Source organism: Gracilibacillus halotolerans (genome assembly GCF_014206945.1).
Taxonomy (GTDB): domain Bacteria; phylum Bacillota; class Bacilli; order Bacillales; family Amphibacillaceae; genus Gracilibacillus; species Gracilibacillus halotolerans.
The window spans coordinates 1-19,122 of record NZ_JACHON010000030.1 but is presented as its reverse complement, the minus strand read 5'-3'; the positions used below and the strand labels follow the sequence as shown (position 1 = coordinate 19,122).

The following is a 19,122-nucleotide window of genomic DNA, read 5'->3' as shown; positions in this document are numbered from 1 at the left end:
GTCCTTTTTGCTTCGAAGCTTTGGACACCTCGTATCATACCAAGGGGGCTCTCTTTCGTTCAACCCTCAAATTTCTTCATTACAGGAATGCTCCTCTATTGCTAAATTATTCCTATAGTCTATAATAAAATAAAAATACGACAATATTCGAGGAGAGAATAAAATGATGTTTGAAAAATTCAAGCAAACTATTCGTAATAGAAAACAATCGGCCGAAAACAATGAAAAGACTGTTAACCTTGATGAGAGTGAAATAGAAGAACTAAAAGAAAAATCAGAATAGATGGAAGAAGAGGAAATTCAAAAGAATAAAAAGCATTTTTCAGAAGATGGATTGTGGAGTAAGATCCAGAAATTCTCTAAAAAAGCGGGTTCGTCTGTGATCTATGCGGTACTACTTCTATATTTCACCATGTCTAAAGAAGAAGTTCCAGTAAAGGTTAAAGCAACGATTGCCGGTGCTTTAGGCTATTTCATTTTACCATTAGATTTAATTCCAGATGTTGCTCCAGGAGTAGGCTTTACAGATGACCTTGGAGTGTTAATTGCTGCTTTAGTGGCTGTAGCAATGTATATTGATGAAGATACAAAGACACAGGCTAGGAACAAATTGAAAGATTGGTTTGGAAATGATGTAGACACATCCGTTGTGGACGAAAAAATATAGGATTTCTTGCACAAATTTGCACTTATTAAATAACCGCTTATCCTTAAAGGGTAAGCGGTTTGTAATTTACAACGTAGTAATAATCGGTCCTTCACTCGTTACAATAATGGTATGCTCATACTGGGCTACATAGCTTTCTTTTGTTAAATAAGCCCAATCATCATCAGCTAGATAGACTTCCTCTTCCAATGAAGAAATAAATGGTTCAAAGGCAATAACCATTCCCTCTTTCAAAGTTTCATTATCCCAGCGAGAATAGTAGTTAAATATATGATCTGGTGCTTCATGAATCGAACGGCCGATTCCATGTCCAGTTAAATTCTTTATTACGGTTAAGTCATACTTCTTTGCTACATTATGTACAGCAGCACCAATGGCACTTGTTTTTGCTCCTGGTTTAATCTCTCTCAGACCTACTTCAAATGCCTCTTTAGCAACCTCGCACACTTTTTGGGCAATTAATTGCCCTTTTCCAACAACAAAAGAAATTCCCGTGTCTGCAAAATATCCGTTTTTAGAACCGGAAACATCAATATTAATCAGATCTCCTTCTTGAAGGACTCTATCTTGTGGAATTCCGTGGGCTACTTCTTCATTTACACTGATACATGTATAACCCGGAAAATCGTATATCCCTTTTGGCGCAGATTCCGCTCCTTCTTTTTTAAATAGCTCACCAGCTAATTCATCGAGTTCTTTTGTCGTTATCCCTGGCCTAGTTGACTGAACTAGTTCATCACGTATTGCCCCGCATATTTTACCTATTTCATTTAATCCATTAAAATCTTCTTCATTTCTTGCAATCATAATGGAACCTCTCTCTTTCAATTATTTTATCATTCACATTTTATTTAAATTTTAGCACAGTCAGAACAGCTTTTTCCTTTATATTATCATTACAATTATATTTCAAGCAGCTATCTTACTAAAACCCATTACATTATTAATCTTTAATAACCAACCCCAACAAACTAGCAAATTGAACTGCTTGATACGAAAATACTTTACATCCTTTTAATTCATTTATAGATACTTGGAGAGTTTCAAATTCACAGGAGCTAATATCAATTCCTTTTAAAGATGTCTGCTCAAAGCTTGCTTCGTTTAGATTACACTTACTGAATTCTATCTTTTTAAACTTGCAATCGTAAAAATCAGCATTTTGTAATAGAACTTCATTAAAAATCACTTTTTCAAGCTTTGAATTTCCGAATCCAGCTAATTCTAATTGAACATTGTCAAAACGGACATTTCCTAATGATGATTCTGGAAACTGACAACCAACTAATTTACTATTTAAAAATTCTACTCGATGAATAGAACCTTTAGTCATATTCACATTAGACATTTCACAGTTTTCAAAACGCACATCGGTCATATCTATACGTTGAAAATCTGTATTGGTAAACTTACTTCTTTTTATCACAACATTATCCAGTTTTACTCGCTCTATTATCCCATCGGTAAATTCTGCGTCAGTTATTTCACAATTTTCTAAAAGATGATCTTCGTCATAAAATATTTCTTCAAATCTTGTCTTTGGTAAGCTCATAGCTAATTTAGGTGTGTCAATCTTCACCTTGTACCCTCTCCTATCAAATTGCACATCCATAAACATTTTATTTTAAAATCAAGTGCTGCCTTTATACCTCACTCTTTCTTCATTATATACTACTTGCTAACAACTATCACTTGCACATAAGAAATGTTGATTTCTTCTTTAGAAACATGCAATTACTTCTTCAGGCTTCGTATATTTCTAACTATTTTGGTTAAACTAACTACATATGCTGAAAAGATGGAGGCCACTATGCGACGCCGTTCAACTAAACAAAAAAATCATCCTACTTTTCCGCTCAAGTTGAGCGAATTAAGACAGATGCTCGACTCAGAGTTAATCAATAGTCAAGATTTAAGTTTCACAGTCTATAAACAAGCTAACAAAAAAGTAGCTGTATTTTATATACCTTATCTTGTCGACCAACAAAAGGTCGAACAATTAGCGTTACAAAGCTTGTTAGATATGCAAACGGAATGGACAAGCGATACTATTTTAAGTGAAATACCACTGGCTCTTGGAAAAAAAGATTCAGATATTTCTTCTATTATAAAGAAAGTTACTGAAGGAAGAATCTGTATTTACGTAGAGAAAGAAAATGAAGCTATTACATATGAGCTTGCAAAATCCGAAAAACGTGGAATTGAAAAGGCCGAAACAGAGTCAATAGTTATAGGGCCTCAAATTGCTCTTACAGAATCCCTAGCAAGTAACTTGAATGTCATTAACATGCGGGTGAATATTCCTGATTTAGCAATGGAGAGAATTGATGTAGGGAAAAGAAACCCCAAAGAAACAAGAATGATTTATATCCAATCCATTGCAAATGAAACAGATGTTAATACGATGAGACAGCGACTATCCGAGCTTGAGGTAGACATGATAGAAGACATACATATGCTGAAACAGTATATACTAGACTCGTCTTTCTCCGTGTTCCCACAATATGTATCTTCCGAGTTGGTAGATCGTTCTGTGTATTCCTTAAAAGAAGGGAAAATTGTCGTTTTAATAGAAGATAGTCCACTTGCACTTATAGCCCCTTCTACTTTTTTTAGTTTTTTTGAATCGACGGAAGACCGCTATTTTCATTGGGAATTGAGCACTTTTATTAGAATTCTTCGTTTTATAGCAGCGTTTGTTACCATATTATTAACACCTATGTACGTCGTCGCAACAACTTTCCATTTTGAGCTCATTCCATCTCAACTGCTTGTTACGCTTGGAGAATCTCGGGCAATTGTCCCTTTTCCACCTATTATAGAAGTTATTTTATTGGAATTAATCATCGAGTTACTACGTGAGGCTGGAGCTAGACTTCCAACCAAAGTTGGTCAAACTATTGGTATTGTGGGAGGAGTAGTAGTTGGAACAGCAGCAGTTCAAGCAGGTATCACAAGTAATATTCTAATTATTCTTGTAACTTTGAGTGCTTTAGCTTCCTTTTCTACACCAAATTATATTATGGGGAATACCATTCGACTCATCCGTTTTCCGCTTATCATATTGGCAGCCTATTATGGAATAATTGGTCTCATGTTTGGTATCTGTTTATTAATCATTCATTTAATCCGTTTACAATCACTAGGCAGACCTTATTTAGCACCACTTTACCCACTAAGATTAGCTGACTTTAATAAAGTGTTCTTTCGATTACCGGAACAATACCAAGGCAAAAGGTTTTTATCTTATCGATTGAAAGATAGGCGACTGTTTAACAGAAGAGAAGCTACGAAAAAGAAAGATACTTACTAGTAGGAGTTTGAAATGAAAAAAACTATACAAGTACCTATACACAATCAATTTCGAGCCTTCTATATGTTCTTTGTTATATTTTCTATGCAGGCTGGTGTTGGGATACTCGGTACACCCCGCATCGTTTTCCTAGAAGCTGGCCACGATGCGTGGATTTCCATCATCCTTACTTATTTGTATGTTGTCATATTGCTCATGATTATGCTCTATATACTCAGGCAATATGACAATCATGACATATTAGGAGTACAAGCAGATTTGTTTGGTAATTTTATTTCAAAAGTGATAGGAACAATTTACCTTGTTTATTTTTCTTTGCAGCTGCTTTCGATTCTCGTCACGTATATTGAAGTAATTAAGGTGTTCGTTTTTCCAAAAAGTCAATCTCTCATTTTAGGTTTGATGCTTATCATTCCCGTCGTTTATACTCTTTTAGGTGGTTTGCGAGTTACGATTGGCGTCGTTTTTATTTTTATCTTTTTAACCTATTGGGTGTTAATATTACTGATTGAACCACTTCGTCAAATTGATTTTCTTAACTTCCTACCTATCATGGATCGAGGAATTTCAGATATTATGCGAGGTGTAGTAGCGAACGCTTATACATTTAGCGGTTTTGAAATATTGTTTTTTATTTACCCATTTGTTCAAGGTAAGGACAGAATGACAAAGCCAATAATTCTTGGAACTTCAGGCATTAGCTTATTAATACTATTGTCAACAACCATTGCGATTGGTTTTTTAAGTCCTGATCAGTTGCAACGAAGAATTTGGCCCTTATTAAATTTATACAAAATTCAAACGTCACCAATTATAGAGAGATTGGATTATGTAGTTATTGCGGAATGGATGATGGTCGTTTTACCAAAAGCCATTCTACTTATGTGGTGTATTTCCTATATTGCTATACGAATGTACAACTTTCCCAAGAAAGCTAGTATATATGTTTTTTCTATAATCATACTCGTCTGTATCCCCTTTTTCAACGAGCATTTTGTCATACAAAAATTAATTGATTCTACCAAATATATTGCTTATGGATTAGTTTATATCTACCCTTTATTTCTTCTCCCTCTTGTAGTAATAAAGAAGAGAGTACAAAGAAAGAAGAAAGGAAAAAATCATGCAAATCGTTAAAATTTCATTTATTGCTGTCGTCGTAATTTTACTTCAAGCTTGCCTTTCTCCATCCCGCTTAGAGGAAACAGCCATCATTAATACTCGTGGAGTAGATTTAGTAGAAGAGGACGGTCAGAGATTTATAGAAGCAACCATTATTCCTTATATTTTCGACCCAGAAGCGGCAGAATCAACAAGCTTATTAGTTGGCCGTGGGACAACCGTAAAGGACGCTCGCACCAATGCTGAAAAGCAATCGCCTTATCCGTTATCTCCAGGTAAAATTAATATGGATTTTTATGGGGAAGAGGCTGCAAAAGCCGGGATACTTCCCTTCCTCAATACGTTAATTCGTGACGCGCGTGTATCGGATAGAATGCAACTCGCTATAACCACTAAAACAGCTAGAGAGTTTCTGGAGTATAAACAAGAGATCACTACTGTTAATACAACAGAATATTTACAGGACTTAACTAAAAAAGAAATAGATTTAGATATCTTACCGAGAAATACATTAGAGTACTTTACACGATTAATTAGACAAGTAGGCATTGACCCTATCCTCCCCATTCTGGGATTTCATGATGAGAAACCTACCATTACAGGAGCTGCTTTATTTAAAGAGGATAAGTATGTAGGTGAAGTATCCTTAATGGAATCCTTTTTCATTAATCAATTGAGGAAAGCTGTGAACGAGACTCCGCTAAATGCTCGTGTGCCTAAAGAGAATTATAAAGATATGATAGCCTATGAGAGTGAACCTACGGAAGATGAAGAATTCGTTTACTTATCACTTAACTTAAGTAAAGGTAAAGGAACAATAAAGCTTGATGATTTTGATTCACTATCTTTCAAGGCAGATATAAAAATGAGGGTAGAATTATTAGAAACTTCTATCCCAATGGATATCAAGACAGCAGAAACTTCTAAAAGATTAGAAAAAGATATAGAGGCTTACTATCAGGCTGAGTACGAGAAACTATTTGAAAAGCTTCAGAGTCACAATGTTGATTCATTTGGACTTGGTCGAAAATATGTAGCGACTAGAAAAGGAAGTAAAACAACCGCTAAAGAATGGTATGAAAAATATAATAATGCCACCATGGATTTTAAGGTTAATGTTACGATTGTAAACTATGGAACGATAGATTAAAGCATATCAAATAGGTATCCTGTTCAGATGGGATGCCTTTGCTGATTCTTTTTAACATGATATTCCCTCCTTAAAGTAAAAAGAGGCTGGGACATAACTAATTTTTGCTACGTTAAAGGCGAACAATAAAGTAAGGGGGTATTAATTACGCAGACAAAACACGAGACTCCTGCAGAAAAAGCACGAGCCGAGGGATTACAGGATGTAATTCAGTTCGGCGTTGCAACAGGACGTTGCGTTATTCGCCGAACATCAACAATAAAGTTTGCTGAATTTTTTGTAATTAGTTGTGTCCGTGCCTGCTGTATAGGAAACACTGTGAAAGTGTAGTTCTTGAACAGATGTTGACTTATGCCCTATGGGTAAAAGCGATGTGTTTTAACGAAGTAATTATAAAAAAGCGTACAAGCCGAACTGATTCTAACGAATCGTTCGGCTTGTAGTATGATTAAATACTTTTGTCCCAGCCTCTTCAAAAAAATGCTCAGTTATTTTCTATCCCAAAAGCGCTGTTGGGCAATTGCGTTAACAAATTCTTTACCAAAGTTAGCATTATTGGCAGCAAACACAACACCTGCTAAGTTGTTTTCATTCGTTGTTTTTATAAATGATTGACCTGTAGAAGCTACTCCAATTGGTTTATAATATTTATAGGCCACTTGAACGAAGTGTACCATGTCAGCATTGAATTTAGCCATGTTCTTCACTTGACCGCCAACCACATATAAAGCATCAAATAAATATGGACTAGATGTCAAGAACGTTTCATCTACTTTTAGAGTGGAGCCGTCAGAACCTGTCACAACTCCCAGAGTGCTACTTACTATTTTGAAAAATACTCCATTCTGTTGCAGAGTCGTAAGTGCATGCTTCACTTCATTAGTATCAAATCCATCCCCAATCAATACGCCGACTTTCTGTGTGAATGCGTATTTTGGTGTTGAGGCCTGACTTAATGATGGATAGCTCGTAGAGACATTAACGTGAGTTCCTTCAGGTCGTTGGACACCGATATTATCCGCAACAATACAAGCTAACTCCCTATCCACATTAACTAACTGATTAACATTATGCTGACGAACTGATTCACTCTTTACTTTACCAAGTTGATAACTAAACCCTTCAATGGTGTGTTCTTTTTCTATAGGTGTTAAGCTATTCCAGAAGATTCTCGTCTGGGTATAAAAGTCATTAAATGATGGACTTCTTCCGCGTATAACGTGTCCCGATACTCTTTTCGGATATTGTTCATAACCACCTTGCTCGGGTGGAGTTGTATATGGTGTATTGTTAGCGAGGGAGTTTGGATGGTAATTGATTTGATCAATATCAATTCGCTGTCTCATAAACCCTCTTCTTGTGTTGTTATGGAACGGGCATAGTGGCTTGTTAATCGGTAATTCATCGTAATTGGCACTTCCTAGACGGTGATGCTGTGTATCACGATAAGCAAATAATCTACCTTGCAGAACAGGGTCATTTGAGAAACCTATTCCTGGTACAACGTTAGCAGGGTTAAATGCAACTTGCTCTGATTCGGTAAAATAATTATCTATATTTCTATTCAATGTTAGCTTTCCAACTATTTGAACTGGGATGAGCTCCTCAGGCCAAAACTTTGCTGGGTCAAGTATGTCAAAATCATAGTTAAATTCATCCTCTAGTGGGATAAGTTGAACTCCTAATTCATACTCTGGATAAGCCCCCATATCAATAGCTTCGCGTAAATCTTTTCGATGAAAGTCTGGATCAATGCCACCCAGTTTAATAGCTTCGTCTTGTAACAGAGAATGAACCCCAAGAACTGGTTTCCATACAAATCGAACAAAGGTTGCCTTACCTTCTGCATTAACAAATAAATAGGTGTTAATGGACCACGATTCCATCATACGATAACTTCTTATAATGCCACGATCCGACATTATCCATGTAACCATATGCAGAGATTCTGGGTTAGTCGCTACATAATCCCAAAAACGATCATGGGCTCCAGTTGCAGTTGGGATATCATCATCTTGTTTTGATTGATAAGCGTGGATAACATCAGGGAATTTCATTGGATCTTGGACGATAAGGACTGGCATAGCAATCATTGTTAAGTCATAATTACCTTCCTCTGTATAAAATTTCACCCCTTTACAACGTAAGTCTCGTGCTGTATCATACGAACCTTTCGGCCCTTGAACGGTGGAAAAACGACAAGTTATCGGCGTCTTTTTTCCTGCCTCTTGAAGAAAACCTGCTTTAGTAACATGACTCAGCGATTGATAGGTTTCAAATTCACCATGTGCACTATAACCTCTCGCGTGAACGACTCGTTCAGGAATTTCTTCACGGTTAAAATGTCCAAATTTTTCTAAGTACTGAAAGTCTTCCATTAACGCTGGACCGCGTTCCCCTGCCTTCAATATTTCCTCGTCATTAGAAACTTTTAAATTTTGTTTAGTTGTCAGTGGCTTTCCTTTGTTCTGAATACGATATTGATCTAATTGCTGTTGCTTTGCATTCGTCTGATTTGGTATTTTCCGCTCTTTCGGTGTCTTATCATCCATGTTATCACCCATCCTAAATTTTTTTTAATCCACTTATATGTGTATGCTCTATATTTCCGCCTAGAACTAACGCATGACAATAGCACACATATAATTTTTATTACCATATAGTAGTATTACCTACAAAGGAGGATAATTTTCATGGTTTCAGAAAATTTTATACAAAATGGGTTATTTTCACAGGGTCTGCCAACTTATTCTAACGACACTCCTTATATCCAAGATATTCTAGCAACTATTTGTATGGCTAGTAAATCACTTGATACTTACCCACATATTAACCAAATCCCCCCTATTACAATCGTCGAAAAGGAGTTGCTACGACCATGACAAAACTAGCTATGATGACTGCCACTGAACTAGCACCTCTTATTCAGTCTAAGCAATTGTCTCCGGTCGAATTAACGGAGCATATATTACAACGGATAGAAAAGATGGACCCTCTTTTAAAAACGTATATTACACCAACACCAGAGAATGCTCTTCAACAAGCGCAACAGATAGAAAAAGAAATTATGAAAGGTGATTACAAGGGGCCACTCCACGGTATTCCAATCGGTATAAAAGACAATTATAATACGAAAAATGTTCGAACAACAGTTGGTTCTAAGCTCTTTAGAGATTTCATACCAAAAGAAAATGCGACAACAGTTGATAAATTATTAGACGCTGGAACAATCGTACTTGGAAAGCAAAACATGCATGAATTTGCTGCTGGGTCTACTGGTACTAATCCATTCTATGGAACTACACGGAAGCCTTGGAACATTCACTACATGCCTGGTGGATCTAGTGGTGGCGGTACGGCTGCTTTAGCAGCAGGACTTTCCACTTTGGCAACTGGTACAGATACATTTGGGTCCATTCGTCAACCAGCTGCCATTTGTGGTGTGTATGGGCTAAAACCTACCTATGGATTAGTTAGTACACACGGCATCTTTCCAACTGCATGGTCATTAGATACAGCTGGACCGATGGCTCGTTCCGTCTCAGACCTAGCTATTATGTTAGATTATATGGCAGGATACGATTCAAGAGATCCTGCTAGCTTAAAAATAACACCTCCTAAATATTCAACCAACCTAGATAGAGAGATGAAGAATTTAAAGATTGGTATCCCTACTTATTATTTAGAAGGTTTAGAGGCAGATGTGGAAAAAATATTTTTCCTCGCTTTACGCACACTTCAGCAATTAGGGGCGGAAATCTATGAAATCAATATTCCTGAATTAGAAATGTCCACCTATTCAGCCTATTCGATTGTTACTAGTGAAGCATCTACTGTCCATTATGATTGGCTCCAACAATACCCGGAAGACTATTCACAAGATATTCGAACCTTTTTCTTATCAGGAACACTACTACCACCTTCGTATTATATCGAGGCACAACAAGCGAGACGGGTGATGGTAAACGCTCTTAAACCAATATTTAATCAAGTAGATGTATTACTCGCACCTACCATTCCTTATACAACTCCTGCTTTCCAAGAGCAATGGGTGACCCAAAATCTAAATGTAGTAAAGCATTCCATGCCGTTTACATCTCCTATAAACCTAACAGGTGTACCGAGTCTGGCTACTCCAATGGGAAGAGATCAAAATGGTCTCCCAGTCGGTATGCAATGGATTGGAAGTCATTTATCTGAGAAGCTATTACTCCAGATAGGAAAAGCATGGGAAGATACAATCCCACTTCATAACACATTGGAAGGGACATAAGCATTTGGCTGAGTCCCTTTTACTATAAAGCACAACTCTTTCATTCCTAGCTATTATTAATAGGGCCTTCTATGATACATTAATAGAAAGAGTAAACTACTTAGGTAGGTGGAGATATAAATGGAAAAAATTATGATTGTTGAAGATGATGCCAAAATAGTAGAACATTTACGTAACTATTTGGAGAAATATAACTATGTGGTTACAGTCGTCACTGATTTTGATCATGTATTAGAACAATTTAAAAAAGACCAACCAAAACTTGTCCTATTAGATATAAATCTACCTAGCTATGACGGATATTATTGGTGTCGACAAATAAGAAAAGAATCTATCTGTCCTGTCATATTTATATCCGCTCGAACCGGAGATATGGACCAAATCATGGCACTTGAAAACGGTGGAGATGATTTTATTACAAAACCCTTCCATCCCGATATTGTCATAGCTAAAATTCGTAGTCACTTGCGTAGAGCATATGGGGAATACGCTTCTCAAATGCAGGAAAGAGTAATTCAGCTAGAAAATTTACGTTTATACCCAGAACGAATGGAATTACATTTCGGCAATCAGTTGTGTACCTTAACTAAAAAGGAGAGTGATATTTTAGAAATGCTAATAGAACGTTATCCTCGAGTTGCTGGAAGAGAGGATCTACTAATGAAGCTTTGGGATGACCAAGCTTATGTAGACGAAAATACATTAAACGTAAATATCACTCGTGTTCGAAAAAAACTTCAAGAATTAGGTATTTCAGAGGCGATTGAAACAGTCAGAGGAGCAGGTTATCGAGTTCGCGTCTCTTGGAATGAGGGAGAAAAATGAAACTTTTTATTCGTGAGCATCTTCTACTTTTTTGTTTACAAATCGTACAAGTCAGCATCATTCCTGCCCTTTTTTGGCTAGATGGTTATCAAAATACTGGAGTACTTTTTTATAGTGTTGTATTGTCATCTTTCTTTTTTACGATTTATCTTCTTTATAGGTATTTGTCGAGAAAAAATTTTTATCTCAAATTACAACAATCCATTGAAACTATAGAAGAATCTCTTGCAACTACCGATCATGCCCCCATTGCAGAGGCACTGGACCAACTATTGAAGAAACAATATCGTTTATACCAAGAACAACTTTTAGAAGCAGAAGAACAACAAAGTGAGCACCTATTATTTATGGATAGGTGGGTCCATCAAATGAAAACTCCGCTATCCGTCATAGAGCTTACCGCTCAAACATTAGATGAACCTGAGTCATCTAGTATTCGTGAAGAAACAGATAGAATGCGAAATGGACTGAATACCGTTCTATATATGGCAAGACTTCGAACCATCGCGGAAGACTTTCATATTAAACCGGTTGATCTCCAGCAACTCCTACACGAAGTTAATCAAGAAAACAAACGATATTACATAAGAAATAATGTGTTTCCACAATTAAAGGTAGAACGAGAAAAAATAACGGTTGGAACGGATGAAAAGTGGTTGTTTTTTATTGTTTCGCAATTAATTCAAAATGCTGTGAAATATTCAGCTGGGATTTCAAAGAACATTACACTTTCTATTTATGAAAAAGCTGGTGAAGCTGTATTAGAAATTCAAGACTATGGAATTGGTATTCCGAAGACAGATCTAAAACGGGTTTTTAACCAATTTTTCACTGGAGAGAACGGCCGTGCTTATAGAGAATCTACAGGTATGGGGCTCTATTTAGTGAAGCAAGTTATTCACCATTTAGACCACCGCATCGAGTTAGAGTCAGAAGTTGGAGATGGTACAGTAGTTCGAATTATATTCTCTAGCACACAAAACCTTACACGAATGTAAGGTTCGTGAAAGAAAAATCGATAGTTAATAAGGAAGATCAGAGGTTATACTGAGGCTAGAATAAAAAAAGAAAGGAAAATGACTATGCTTCAGTTAAAGAAAGTAAGTAAAATCTATGAAGGTAAAGTTGCTTATCGCGCACTTACCGATATTGACTTAGACGTCGAATCAGGCGAATTTGTTGCGATTATGGGTCCGTCTGGGAGTGGAAAAACCACACTATTGAATATTATTTCTACCATTGATTCTCCCACAACTGGAGAAGTAAAAATAGACGAAAAAAACCCTCATCAACTAAAAAAGAACGAGCTTGCTAAATTTCGCAGAAACGAACTAGGATTTATTTTTCAAGACTTTAATTTGCTTCATACATTAACCGTTGAGGAAAACATCGTATTACCGATGACATTGGATGGTAAACGTGTGAAAGAAATGAAAAAGAAAGCAGCAGAAATTGCAATGACACTAGGAATCTCACCAATATTGAGTAAGCGTACTTTTGAGATTTCTGGGGGTCAAGCACAGCGTGTAGCTATTGCTCGTGCCATGATTCATCAACCAAAGCTATTATTAGCAGATGAGCCAACAGGTAATTTAGATTCAAAATCATCGAAAGATGTTATGGAGATGCTTGTCAACATTAATAAACAAGAGAAAACTAGTTTATTAATGGTTACCCATGATCCCCAAGCTGCAAGCTATTCAGACCGTGTTATATTTATCCGAGATGGGAAACTTCATTCTGAAATCTACTGTGGAGAAAGTAGACAAGCATTCTTCCAAAAGATTATGGATATGCTTTCCTTGATGGGAGGCGATAGCAGTGACTATTCGTCAATTCGCGTTTAAAAATGTCTTTAGAAATAAAAGACTTTATATCGCCTACTTCTTAAGTAGCTTGTTTACCGTTATGATATTTTTTACGTTTGCTTTATTTGCCTTCCATCCGACCTTTTCTGCAGAAGGATTTAATCAATATGCGATGTTTGGGATGGCAGTTGCTGGAGGTATAATCTATATTTTTTCTTTCTTCTTTGTATTGTACTCGATGAGTTCTTTTCTTCAATCTAGAAAGAAAGAATTTGGATTATTAATTCTATTAGGTGCCTCCGACAGACAAATACGGCGGATGGTTTTCATGGAAAATCTTTTAATAGGATTTCTTGCAACAATAGGCGGTATTGCCACAGGTATCTTATTTTCTAAAGCTATTCTATTAATTGCGGAGAATATTTTAATTATTGAAGAATCCCTGCCATTTTATTTTCCAACAATGGCCATTGCCGTGACATTTATTAGCTTTATTTTACTTTTCCTATGTATCTCTTTCTTTGTAGCATTTATTCTTCGAACGAAGAAATTAATCGAATTGATTAAAGGTGACAAACAATCTAAGGGTGAGCCAAAAGCTTCGATAATCCTATCGATAATAGCTACCATATTATTGGCTGCTGGATATATAACTGCATTACAAGTCGAGGGGCTTGATGTTCTTGCTGCGATGATTCCTGTTATTCTCGTCGTTACAATAGGAACATATCTGCTATTCACTCAATTAAGTGTCTACATCCTTCGTTACCTAAGAAGAAATAAACTTATATTTTGGCGAAAAACGAATATGGTCTTATTCTCCGATTTATCGTTCCGAATGAAGGATAATGCAAGAACATTTTTCATGGTGGCAATTATTTCTACTGTAGCTTTTAGCGCAATTGGGACATTATATGGACTACAATCCTATTTAACTAAAGGTGTCAAGGATGCTCATCCATTTACGATTACTTATCAACCTTGGGATGGAGATAATGAGGAAGAAGTTAATCAAGACATTGAAACAATCAATAAGATTATAGAAACGGGAAATCTAAATGCAAAAATGGAGTCAGTAGAATTAAATTATTTTAACATTGAAGATGATAATTATTTGATTGTTAGCGCTACTGATTTTAACCGTTTTGCCATGCTAGCAGATGAAAATACTGTTCAAGTAGAACCAGATGAAGCAATTGTAGTTGAACAAAGTCAAGCTGCCTTAATGCAAGGGAAAAAAGCTAGTGAAATATTAATGGGCTTAAACGTCCCTTTGACAGATGGACAAAAAATTCAGCCGAGCACTGTAATTCAATCAGAAGTATTACCAGCTTTCTACGGAATGTACATTGTCAATGACGACAAGTTTAATCAATTAGGTGAACCAGAGAGAACGGATTATACTGTTGCCTGGCAAGTTCAAAATGCAAATACCGATCAGATTATTGAACTTGGGAGGAAAATATCCGATCAAATCGCTTACCGAGCGGTCGTTGCAGAATACACCATCTTTGAAATTAATCGAGGTTATGGCCCTATTCTTTTTATCGGTTTATTTATTGGGATTGCATTCTTTGTTTCTGCCGGTAGCTTCCTATACTTTAGACTATTTTCAGATTTGGATGCGGATAAACAAAAATTCCGCTCTATCTCTAAGATTGGACTTTCCATAGGTGAATTAAAGAAAATAGTTAACCGCCAAATTGCGCTATTATTTATGTCGCCAATTATTGTCGCACTCTTACATGGAACGGTTGCATTAACAGCGCTATCTAATTTCTTTAATTATAATTTAACTTTAGAAGCTAGCATCGTCTTAGGGAGCTTTGCTTTGATTCAAATTATCTACTTTTTAATTGTGAGATTCTTTTATATCAAACAATTAATAAAATCAATTTCGTAATACCTCTTTATCAAATGTCCATAAAAGTTTACCACCCTATCAGCAATACTGGAGGGTGGTTTTTTTTGAATGTATTTCAACAACTGAAATACACTTAACTGATTCTATCTACATCCTACTAAACTTCTCGATTCCCTATTAAGTGTGTCCCCTCCCATTCCTCACGTATGGCAGAAGATACAGCTACAGCAAAATCTTCATAACTAATACTCTTTGTTAAAAAATGACTCTCATTTATTGACGGTTCCCACCTTTCATACTTGCCAGTCCTTAATCCAGTCGGAAGATATTTTGGTGGAGGAATTAAATAAGTCCAAGAATCCTCTTGCATATTTCTTTCCAAATGTTGACGGAGATTTGCGTGTGCTATTCCTCTAGGTAATGTCGTCTTTGGAAATTGTTTATCCTCCCAATAACGTCTTCCATTAGAAACCTGTAACGATCCGGCACCTCCTACAGTTATAATATGTCGATATTTTTCATTACTAATAGCATTTCTAATTCGCATATCCAACTCCATTAAGGCATTGGGGGGAATATTCCCTCGGAGTCTAATCGCATTAATGATTATGTCACTACTAGAGGCAGCATCACTTAGACTGGAGATGCTATCTATATCGACCACCGCTTCTTTAATTGGTCGATCAATTTTAGGTAATCTTGCAACATCAATATTGCCCCTTATCCCTGCAATTACCTCAATTTTTTCATCATTTCCTATCTGTCTTATAATAGCATTACCTGTACGGCCAGTGGCACCTAAGACGAGTACTCGTTTCATATTTATCTTCTCCTTATTAATTAACATTTGGAAATATTGCAAATAAATATTTCAGCTAGTTGAATAATCTCCTCTTAAAAGAAAAGAGACTACGAGGCTAATAATTATTATGGAAGCTAGCAATATAAAAGTCATGAAGTTATTCCCTATATTCATTATAGTTACAGCAACTATAGGGCCAAGACTCGCTCCTACAAATAAGATAAACGCATATAAAGAAACGGCTATCCCGTGATTTCTCCCTCCAAGTTTACCTACTAATGAAATTAACGTTGGTACAGTTAACGCAATACCTGTTACGAATACCACACTTGATGACACAACAAAGTATATATTTGTACTAATCCCAGAAAGGATCACTCCTAAAGTGGCTAAGAATAGCCCTCCTCGTAATATCGGTAATAAACCCAGTCTGTTCGATAGAATGCCTGCAAATGGAGCAAAAAGCATCCCAATTATTCCGACTAAACGAACATATAGAATATTATCTTCTCCGAGCATGAATATCTCTGTTAAATATTCACCTAAAATTGTATAATAAGCGACAAAGCTTAGTAATAAAGTGATTGTAATTGTATAAGCATAAATTAATCCTCTTTTCTTAAACAATTTCAAAAATCCCCCAACCATATCTCTCCAGTTATTGTCAGTCTGCTTTATGTCCGTCTTTGGTATCAGAAACAGAACCACTAGTACCGTAAATAAATAGATAATCCCTGAATAATAAAACACATAGGCCCAGCCTAATTGTTGGGCTATATAACTACTAAACAGCTGACCAACTATACCTGAAATTAAAAAACTCGAACTTATAAATCCAATCGTTGTCACCATTTTTTTAGGTGAATATTTATCTACTACTAATGCAAGTGCAACTGGTGCAAAGGTTGCTGCTGCTAACCCTTGAAAACAGCGCAATATAATAATCCATTGAAATTGTTGAAATAGTGGTATCGCAAACGTAATAATAGTCATAATCAGTAAACCCCAAAATATCACTTACTTTCTTCCATAACGGTCAGACATTGGACCTGAAATCAAAGAGCCAATTGCATAACATAATGAAAACGAACTCCCCACCCAAGCTACATTCGTCAAACTAAGATGGAATGTTTCACTGAATATCGCTAATAGAGGAATAGTTAAATAATTGCTTGCAACAATAACCAATCCGCACCAGAACAATACAACTGTCCATACAGAAGTGTGTGATTGTAAAGCAATAATTCGATTTACTAAAGACATCATCTTTACCTCCTATTTCCAAATTGAATCGTTTTAATTAAATTACATAGATTGTAACCTAATTACAATTAAAGTCAATAGGTTATTTGTCATTTTATTTCTTATGATGTAAAATAACTACAAAATCAGGAATTAGGTGATGACATATGGATGAAAACCAACAAAATCTCCATCATTTATTAGATTTCGAACTACTTAACAAATTAATAGTTGGAATAGGTGAAGTCTCGGATATTACAGGAATACCTACGAGGAAAATCCGTTATTGGGAAGAAAAAGGTGCTATTGAATCGGAAAAAAGTGGAGAAGGTTCTACGAGAAGGTATAATTACTTGAATGTAAAAAAGATGCTCCTCATTCAAGAAATGCTTGACGAAGGCTTTACGTTGGATGCAGCAATTAAAAAAGTGGAAAAAAGAATGGAAACTCTAAACGAAGCATTTCGTAAACTCGCTAATACAATGACTGAGCATAGAGAATAGTAGTAAGTAGATAAGTTTTTTATTCTAGTTCGTTTTTTATTTTGATATTTGCTTTCACTATATTTTGTTTATCGAAAATTAATTGATTGAACGATTAGAAGGACGCAGTTTAGATTAACAGTCGGAAAAAGTCAATTAGTAATTCTATAACTAATTAATTTAACATCCTTCCCTTAATCCTGTGGAAGGGTGTTTTATTAATTACTGAGTAAAAGGGTTACGGTTATTGTCAAATATATATTTTGCTATTAAAATTAGATAGAATTAGGATGAATAATACCTTCTATCCAATAAACTGGAGGGGATTTGATGATAAGGGATAAAATCATTCAAACTTTATTAACTATCCTTTTATACAAAGCGCCAAGCATTCATTTATCGATAGAGGAACAAAAACTTTGTAAGCAGTTATACGAGCAGACTTTGATATCTTCTAACAATCTAATACCTTATAACCTCCCTTTTTCAAAGTATAAATTTCTCTATTATCTTGTACACAATGAGTCTGTTCTTTTTCATGGATCTACTAATAAGAACATCCACCTATTTGAACCTCGAGACCAAACTCTATCTAACGGAAAAATGACAACAGCTATTTTTGCGACAGCTGATCCAATCTGGCCATTCTTCTATGCCACGCTTAACAAGAGTAAAATAGATGGGAGCATTCGAAATGGTTCTATTTCCCCTGATGGTAAGCAATGGTTTCACTATTACTCTTTAACTAGAGCTACACTTGCTAATAAGCCTTGGACATCAGGAACCATTTATATTTTACCTAAGAAGGCTTTTACATATAAACAAAGCAATAGCTTACAATTCAATGAATGGATTAGCACAAAACACGTCGCCCCTCTTGCAAAATTAGAGATTCATCCTGCTGAATTTTATTTTTTAGACAAGATAGCTATCCATCAAGCTGACGAAAAAATGCTAAAAACATGGTTATTATATAAAATACGGACTATTTTTAAGTTTAAATGAAGAAATTCATCGACTATTCACTCCCTATTACTTTTAAAAGACGGTATCCTTTTTATTCACTTTGGAAAATATAGCTAATTTTTTCTAAACTACAATTTTTACAGTTTTTTTATAAACTATTTAATACGTGTAAGAAAATAGTCCTCAATAGGTGAGACGCTAAAAAATCCAAATACTTTGAAAAGTATGGTTAAAACTTTGATAATTAAATAAAGTTTAACTAGTATACTAAAAAACGGACTTATACCCTTTATTTATTTTATAATTTACCTTACACCTTTATATATCTAGCATATTACGACATTCCTCATCGCCCATTTTCTAATATTTACCTCCCTTATTAAAATTAACTTAGTTAGCTATCTAAATTTAATTAAATATCCCATTAAGTTCTCTAGGTTACAATTGTTGGTAATTGTTGTTACATTAATAACGAGCGTTATGTTAAGCGCTTACAAAAATACAGGAGGTGAAATAGGAGCATTCCTGTAATGAAGAAATTTGAGGGTTGAACGAAAGAGAGCCCCCTTGGTATGATACGAGGTGTCCAAAGCTTCGAAGCAAAAAGG

General features: G+C 35.6%; 15 protein-coding genes and 1 pseudogene. 11 read left to right on the top strand and 5 right to left on the bottom strand.

Annotation, left to right across the window (positions count from 1 at the left end; genetic code table 11):
- Positions 1-283: 283 nt before the first annotated feature.
- Complete coding sequence (locus GGQ92_RS15460) at positions 284-667, top strand: YkvA family protein (protein WP_184251126.1); 384 nt, start codon at positions 284-286, stop codon at positions 665-667.
- 66 nt (positions 668-733) lie between these two features.
- Here GGQ92_RS15460 and map read toward each other — a convergent pair whose 3' ends face one another.
- Positions 734-1,474, bottom strand: coding sequence for a type I methionyl aminopeptidase (gene map / locus GGQ92_RS15455; RefSeq protein ID WP_184251124.1), 741 nt, complete (start codon positions 1,472-1,474; stop codon positions 734-736).
- A gap of 136 nt (positions 1,475-1,610) precedes the next feature.
- Entirely contained in the window at positions 1,611-2,246 is a 636-nt protein-coding gene (locus GGQ92_RS15450; RefSeq protein ID WP_184251122.1) for a pentapeptide repeat-containing protein, read from the bottom strand.
- Positions 2,247-2,477: 231 nt separating this feature from the next.
- On the opposite strand from GGQ92_RS15450, the gene GGQ92_RS15445 reads away from it, so the two are divergent.
- Genes GGQ92_RS15445 through GGQ92_RS15435 form a run of 3 tightly spaced genes read left to right on the top strand, consistent with a single transcriptional unit; the run spans position 2,478 to position 6,252 of the window.
- On the top strand, positions 2,478-3,980 hold the full coding sequence (locus GGQ92_RS15445) for a spore germination protein (RefSeq protein WP_184251120.1): 1,503 nt from the start codon (positions 2,478-2,480) through the stop codon (positions 3,978-3,980).
- Between the two features lie 12 nt (positions 3,981-3,992).
- The gene (locus GGQ92_RS15440; protein ID WP_184251118.1) at positions 3,993-5,117 is read left to right on the top strand and encodes a GerAB/ArcD/ProY family transporter; all 1,125 of its coding nucleotides are present in this window, start codon (positions 3,993-3,995) and stop codon (positions 5,115-5,117) included.
- Positions 5,104-6,252 (top strand): Ger(x)C family spore germination protein, encoded by a 1,149-nt coding sequence (locus GGQ92_RS15435; protein WP_184251117.1) that lies wholly within the window; start codon positions 5,104-5,106, stop codon positions 6,250-6,252. The genes GGQ92_RS15440 and GGQ92_RS15435 overlap by 14 nt, the downstream gene beginning before the upstream one ends.
- A 488-nt stretch (positions 6,253-6,740) precedes the next feature.
- Here GGQ92_RS15435 and GGQ92_RS15430 read toward each other — a convergent pair whose 3' ends face one another.
- Positions 6,741-8,804, bottom strand: a complete 2,064-nt coding sequence (locus tag GGQ92_RS15430) for a catalase (protein ID WP_184251115.1) — start codon at positions 8,802-8,804, stop codon at positions 6,741-6,743.
- A gap of 326 nt (positions 8,805-9,130) precedes the next feature.
- On the opposite strand from GGQ92_RS15430, the gene GGQ92_RS15425 reads away from it, so the two are divergent.
- The 5 genes from GGQ92_RS15425 to GGQ92_RS15405 all read left to right on the top strand — a co-directional run bounded on the left by GGQ92_RS15425 (position 9,131) and on the right by GGQ92_RS15405 (position 15,061).
- Positions 9,131-10,525 (top strand): amidase, encoded by a 1,395-nt coding sequence (locus GGQ92_RS15425; protein ID WP_184251113.1) that lies wholly within the window; start codon positions 9,131-9,133, stop codon positions 10,523-10,525.
- Between the two features lie 120 nt (positions 10,526-10,645).
- The gene (locus tag GGQ92_RS15420) at positions 10,646-11,350 is read left to right on the top strand and encodes a response regulator transcription factor (protein WP_184251111.1); all 705 of its coding nucleotides are present in this window, start codon (positions 10,646-10,648) and stop codon (positions 11,348-11,350) included.
- A complete protein-coding gene (locus GGQ92_RS15415; protein ID WP_184251109.1) occupies positions 11,347-12,348 on the top strand; it encodes a sensor histidine kinase in 1,002 nt (333 codons plus the stop codon). The genes GGQ92_RS15420 and GGQ92_RS15415 overlap by 4 nt, the downstream gene beginning before the upstream one ends.
- Before the next feature lie 84 nt (positions 12,349-12,432).
- Positions 12,433-13,197: an ABC transporter ATP-binding protein gene (locus GGQ92_RS15410; protein WP_281380485.1), complete on the top strand. Its 765-nt coding sequence runs from the start codon at positions 12,433-12,435 to the stop codon at positions 13,195-13,197.
- The gene (locus GGQ92_RS15405; RefSeq protein WP_184251105.1) at positions 13,172-15,061 is read left to right on the top strand and encodes an FtsX-like permease family protein; all 1,890 of its coding nucleotides are present in this window, start codon (positions 13,172-13,174) and stop codon (positions 15,059-15,061) included. Before GGQ92_RS15410 ends, GGQ92_RS15405 begins: the two co-directional genes overlap by 26 nt.
- A gap of 118 nt (positions 15,062-15,179) precedes the next feature.
- Here GGQ92_RS15405 and GGQ92_RS15400 read toward each other — a convergent pair whose 3' ends face one another.
- Entirely contained in the window at positions 15,180-15,842 is a 663-nt protein-coding gene (locus GGQ92_RS15400; RefSeq protein ID WP_184251103.1) for an NAD(P)H-binding protein, read from the bottom strand.
- A gap of 51 nt (positions 15,843-15,893) precedes the next feature.
- Positions 15,894-17,087: pseudogene (locus GGQ92_RS15395) on the bottom strand (MFS transporter).
- A gap of 146 nt (positions 17,088-17,233) precedes the next feature.
- On the opposite strand from GGQ92_RS15395, the gene GGQ92_RS15385 reads away from it, so the two are divergent.
- Both GGQ92_RS15385 and GGQ92_RS15380 read left to right on the top strand, forming a co-directional pair.
- Positions 17,234-17,569, top strand: a complete 336-nt coding sequence (locus GGQ92_RS15385) for a MerR family transcriptional regulator (protein WP_184251097.1) — start codon at positions 17,234-17,236, stop codon at positions 17,567-17,569.
- Positions 17,570-17,878: 309 nt separating this feature from the next.
- On the top strand, positions 17,879-18,553 hold the full coding sequence (locus GGQ92_RS15380) for a hypothetical protein (RefSeq protein ID WP_184251095.1): 675 nt from the start codon (positions 17,879-17,881) through the stop codon (positions 18,551-18,553).
- The last annotated feature ends 569 nt before the right edge of the window (positions 18,554-19,122 follow it).

What these genes read in the sequence shown, in the direction of transcription:
- GGQ92_RS15460 (WP_184251126.1), top strand. Translation starts at nt 284, where the DNA reads ATGGAAGAAGAGGAAATTCAAAAGAATAAAAAGCATTTTTCAGAAGAT.
- map (WP_184251124.1), bottom strand. Translation starts at nt 1,474, where the DNA reads ATGATTGCAAGAAATGAAGAAGATTTTAATGGATTAAATGAAATAGGT.
- GGQ92_RS15445 (WP_184251120.1), top strand. Translation starts at nt 2,478, where the DNA reads ATGCGACGCCGTTCAACTAAACAAAAAAATCATCCTACTTTTCCGCTC.
- GGQ92_RS15440 (WP_184251118.1), top strand. Translation starts at nt 3,993, where the DNA reads ATGAAAAAAACTATACAAGTACCTATACACAATCAATTTCGAGCCTTC.
- GGQ92_RS15435 (WP_184251117.1), top strand. Translation starts at nt 5,104, where the DNA reads ATGCAAATCGTTAAAATTTCATTTATTGCTGTCGTCGTAATTTTACTT.
- GGQ92_RS15430 (WP_184251115.1), bottom strand. Translation starts at nt 8,804, where the DNA reads ATGGATGATAAGACACCGAAAGAGCGGAAAATACCAAATCAGACGAAT.
- GGQ92_RS15425 (WP_184251113.1), top strand. Translation starts at nt 9,131, where the DNA reads ATGACAAAACTAGCTATGATGACTGCCACTGAACTAGCACCTCTTATT.
- GGQ92_RS15420 (WP_184251111.1), top strand. Translation starts at nt 10,646, where the DNA reads ATGGAAAAAATTATGATTGTTGAAGATGATGCCAAAATAGTAGAACAT.
- GGQ92_RS15415 (WP_184251109.1), top strand. Translation starts at nt 11,347, where the DNA reads ATGAAACTTTTTATTCGTGAGCATCTTCTACTTTTTTGTTTACAAATC.
- GGQ92_RS15410 (WP_281380485.1), top strand. Translation starts at nt 12,433, where the DNA reads ATGCTTCAGTTAAAGAAAGTAAGTAAAATCTATGAAGGTAAAGTTGCT.
- GGQ92_RS15400 (WP_184251103.1), bottom strand. Translation starts at nt 15,842, where the DNA reads ATGAAACGAGTACTCGTCTTAGGTGCCACTGGCCGTACAGGTAATGCT.
- GGQ92_RS15385 (WP_184251097.1), top strand. Translation starts at nt 17,234, where the DNA reads ATGGATGAAAACCAACAAAATCTCCATCATTTATTAGATTTCGAACTA.
- GGQ92_RS15380 (WP_184251095.1), top strand. Translation starts at nt 17,879, where the DNA reads ATGATAAGGGATAAAATCATTCAAACTTTATTAACTATCCTTTTATAC.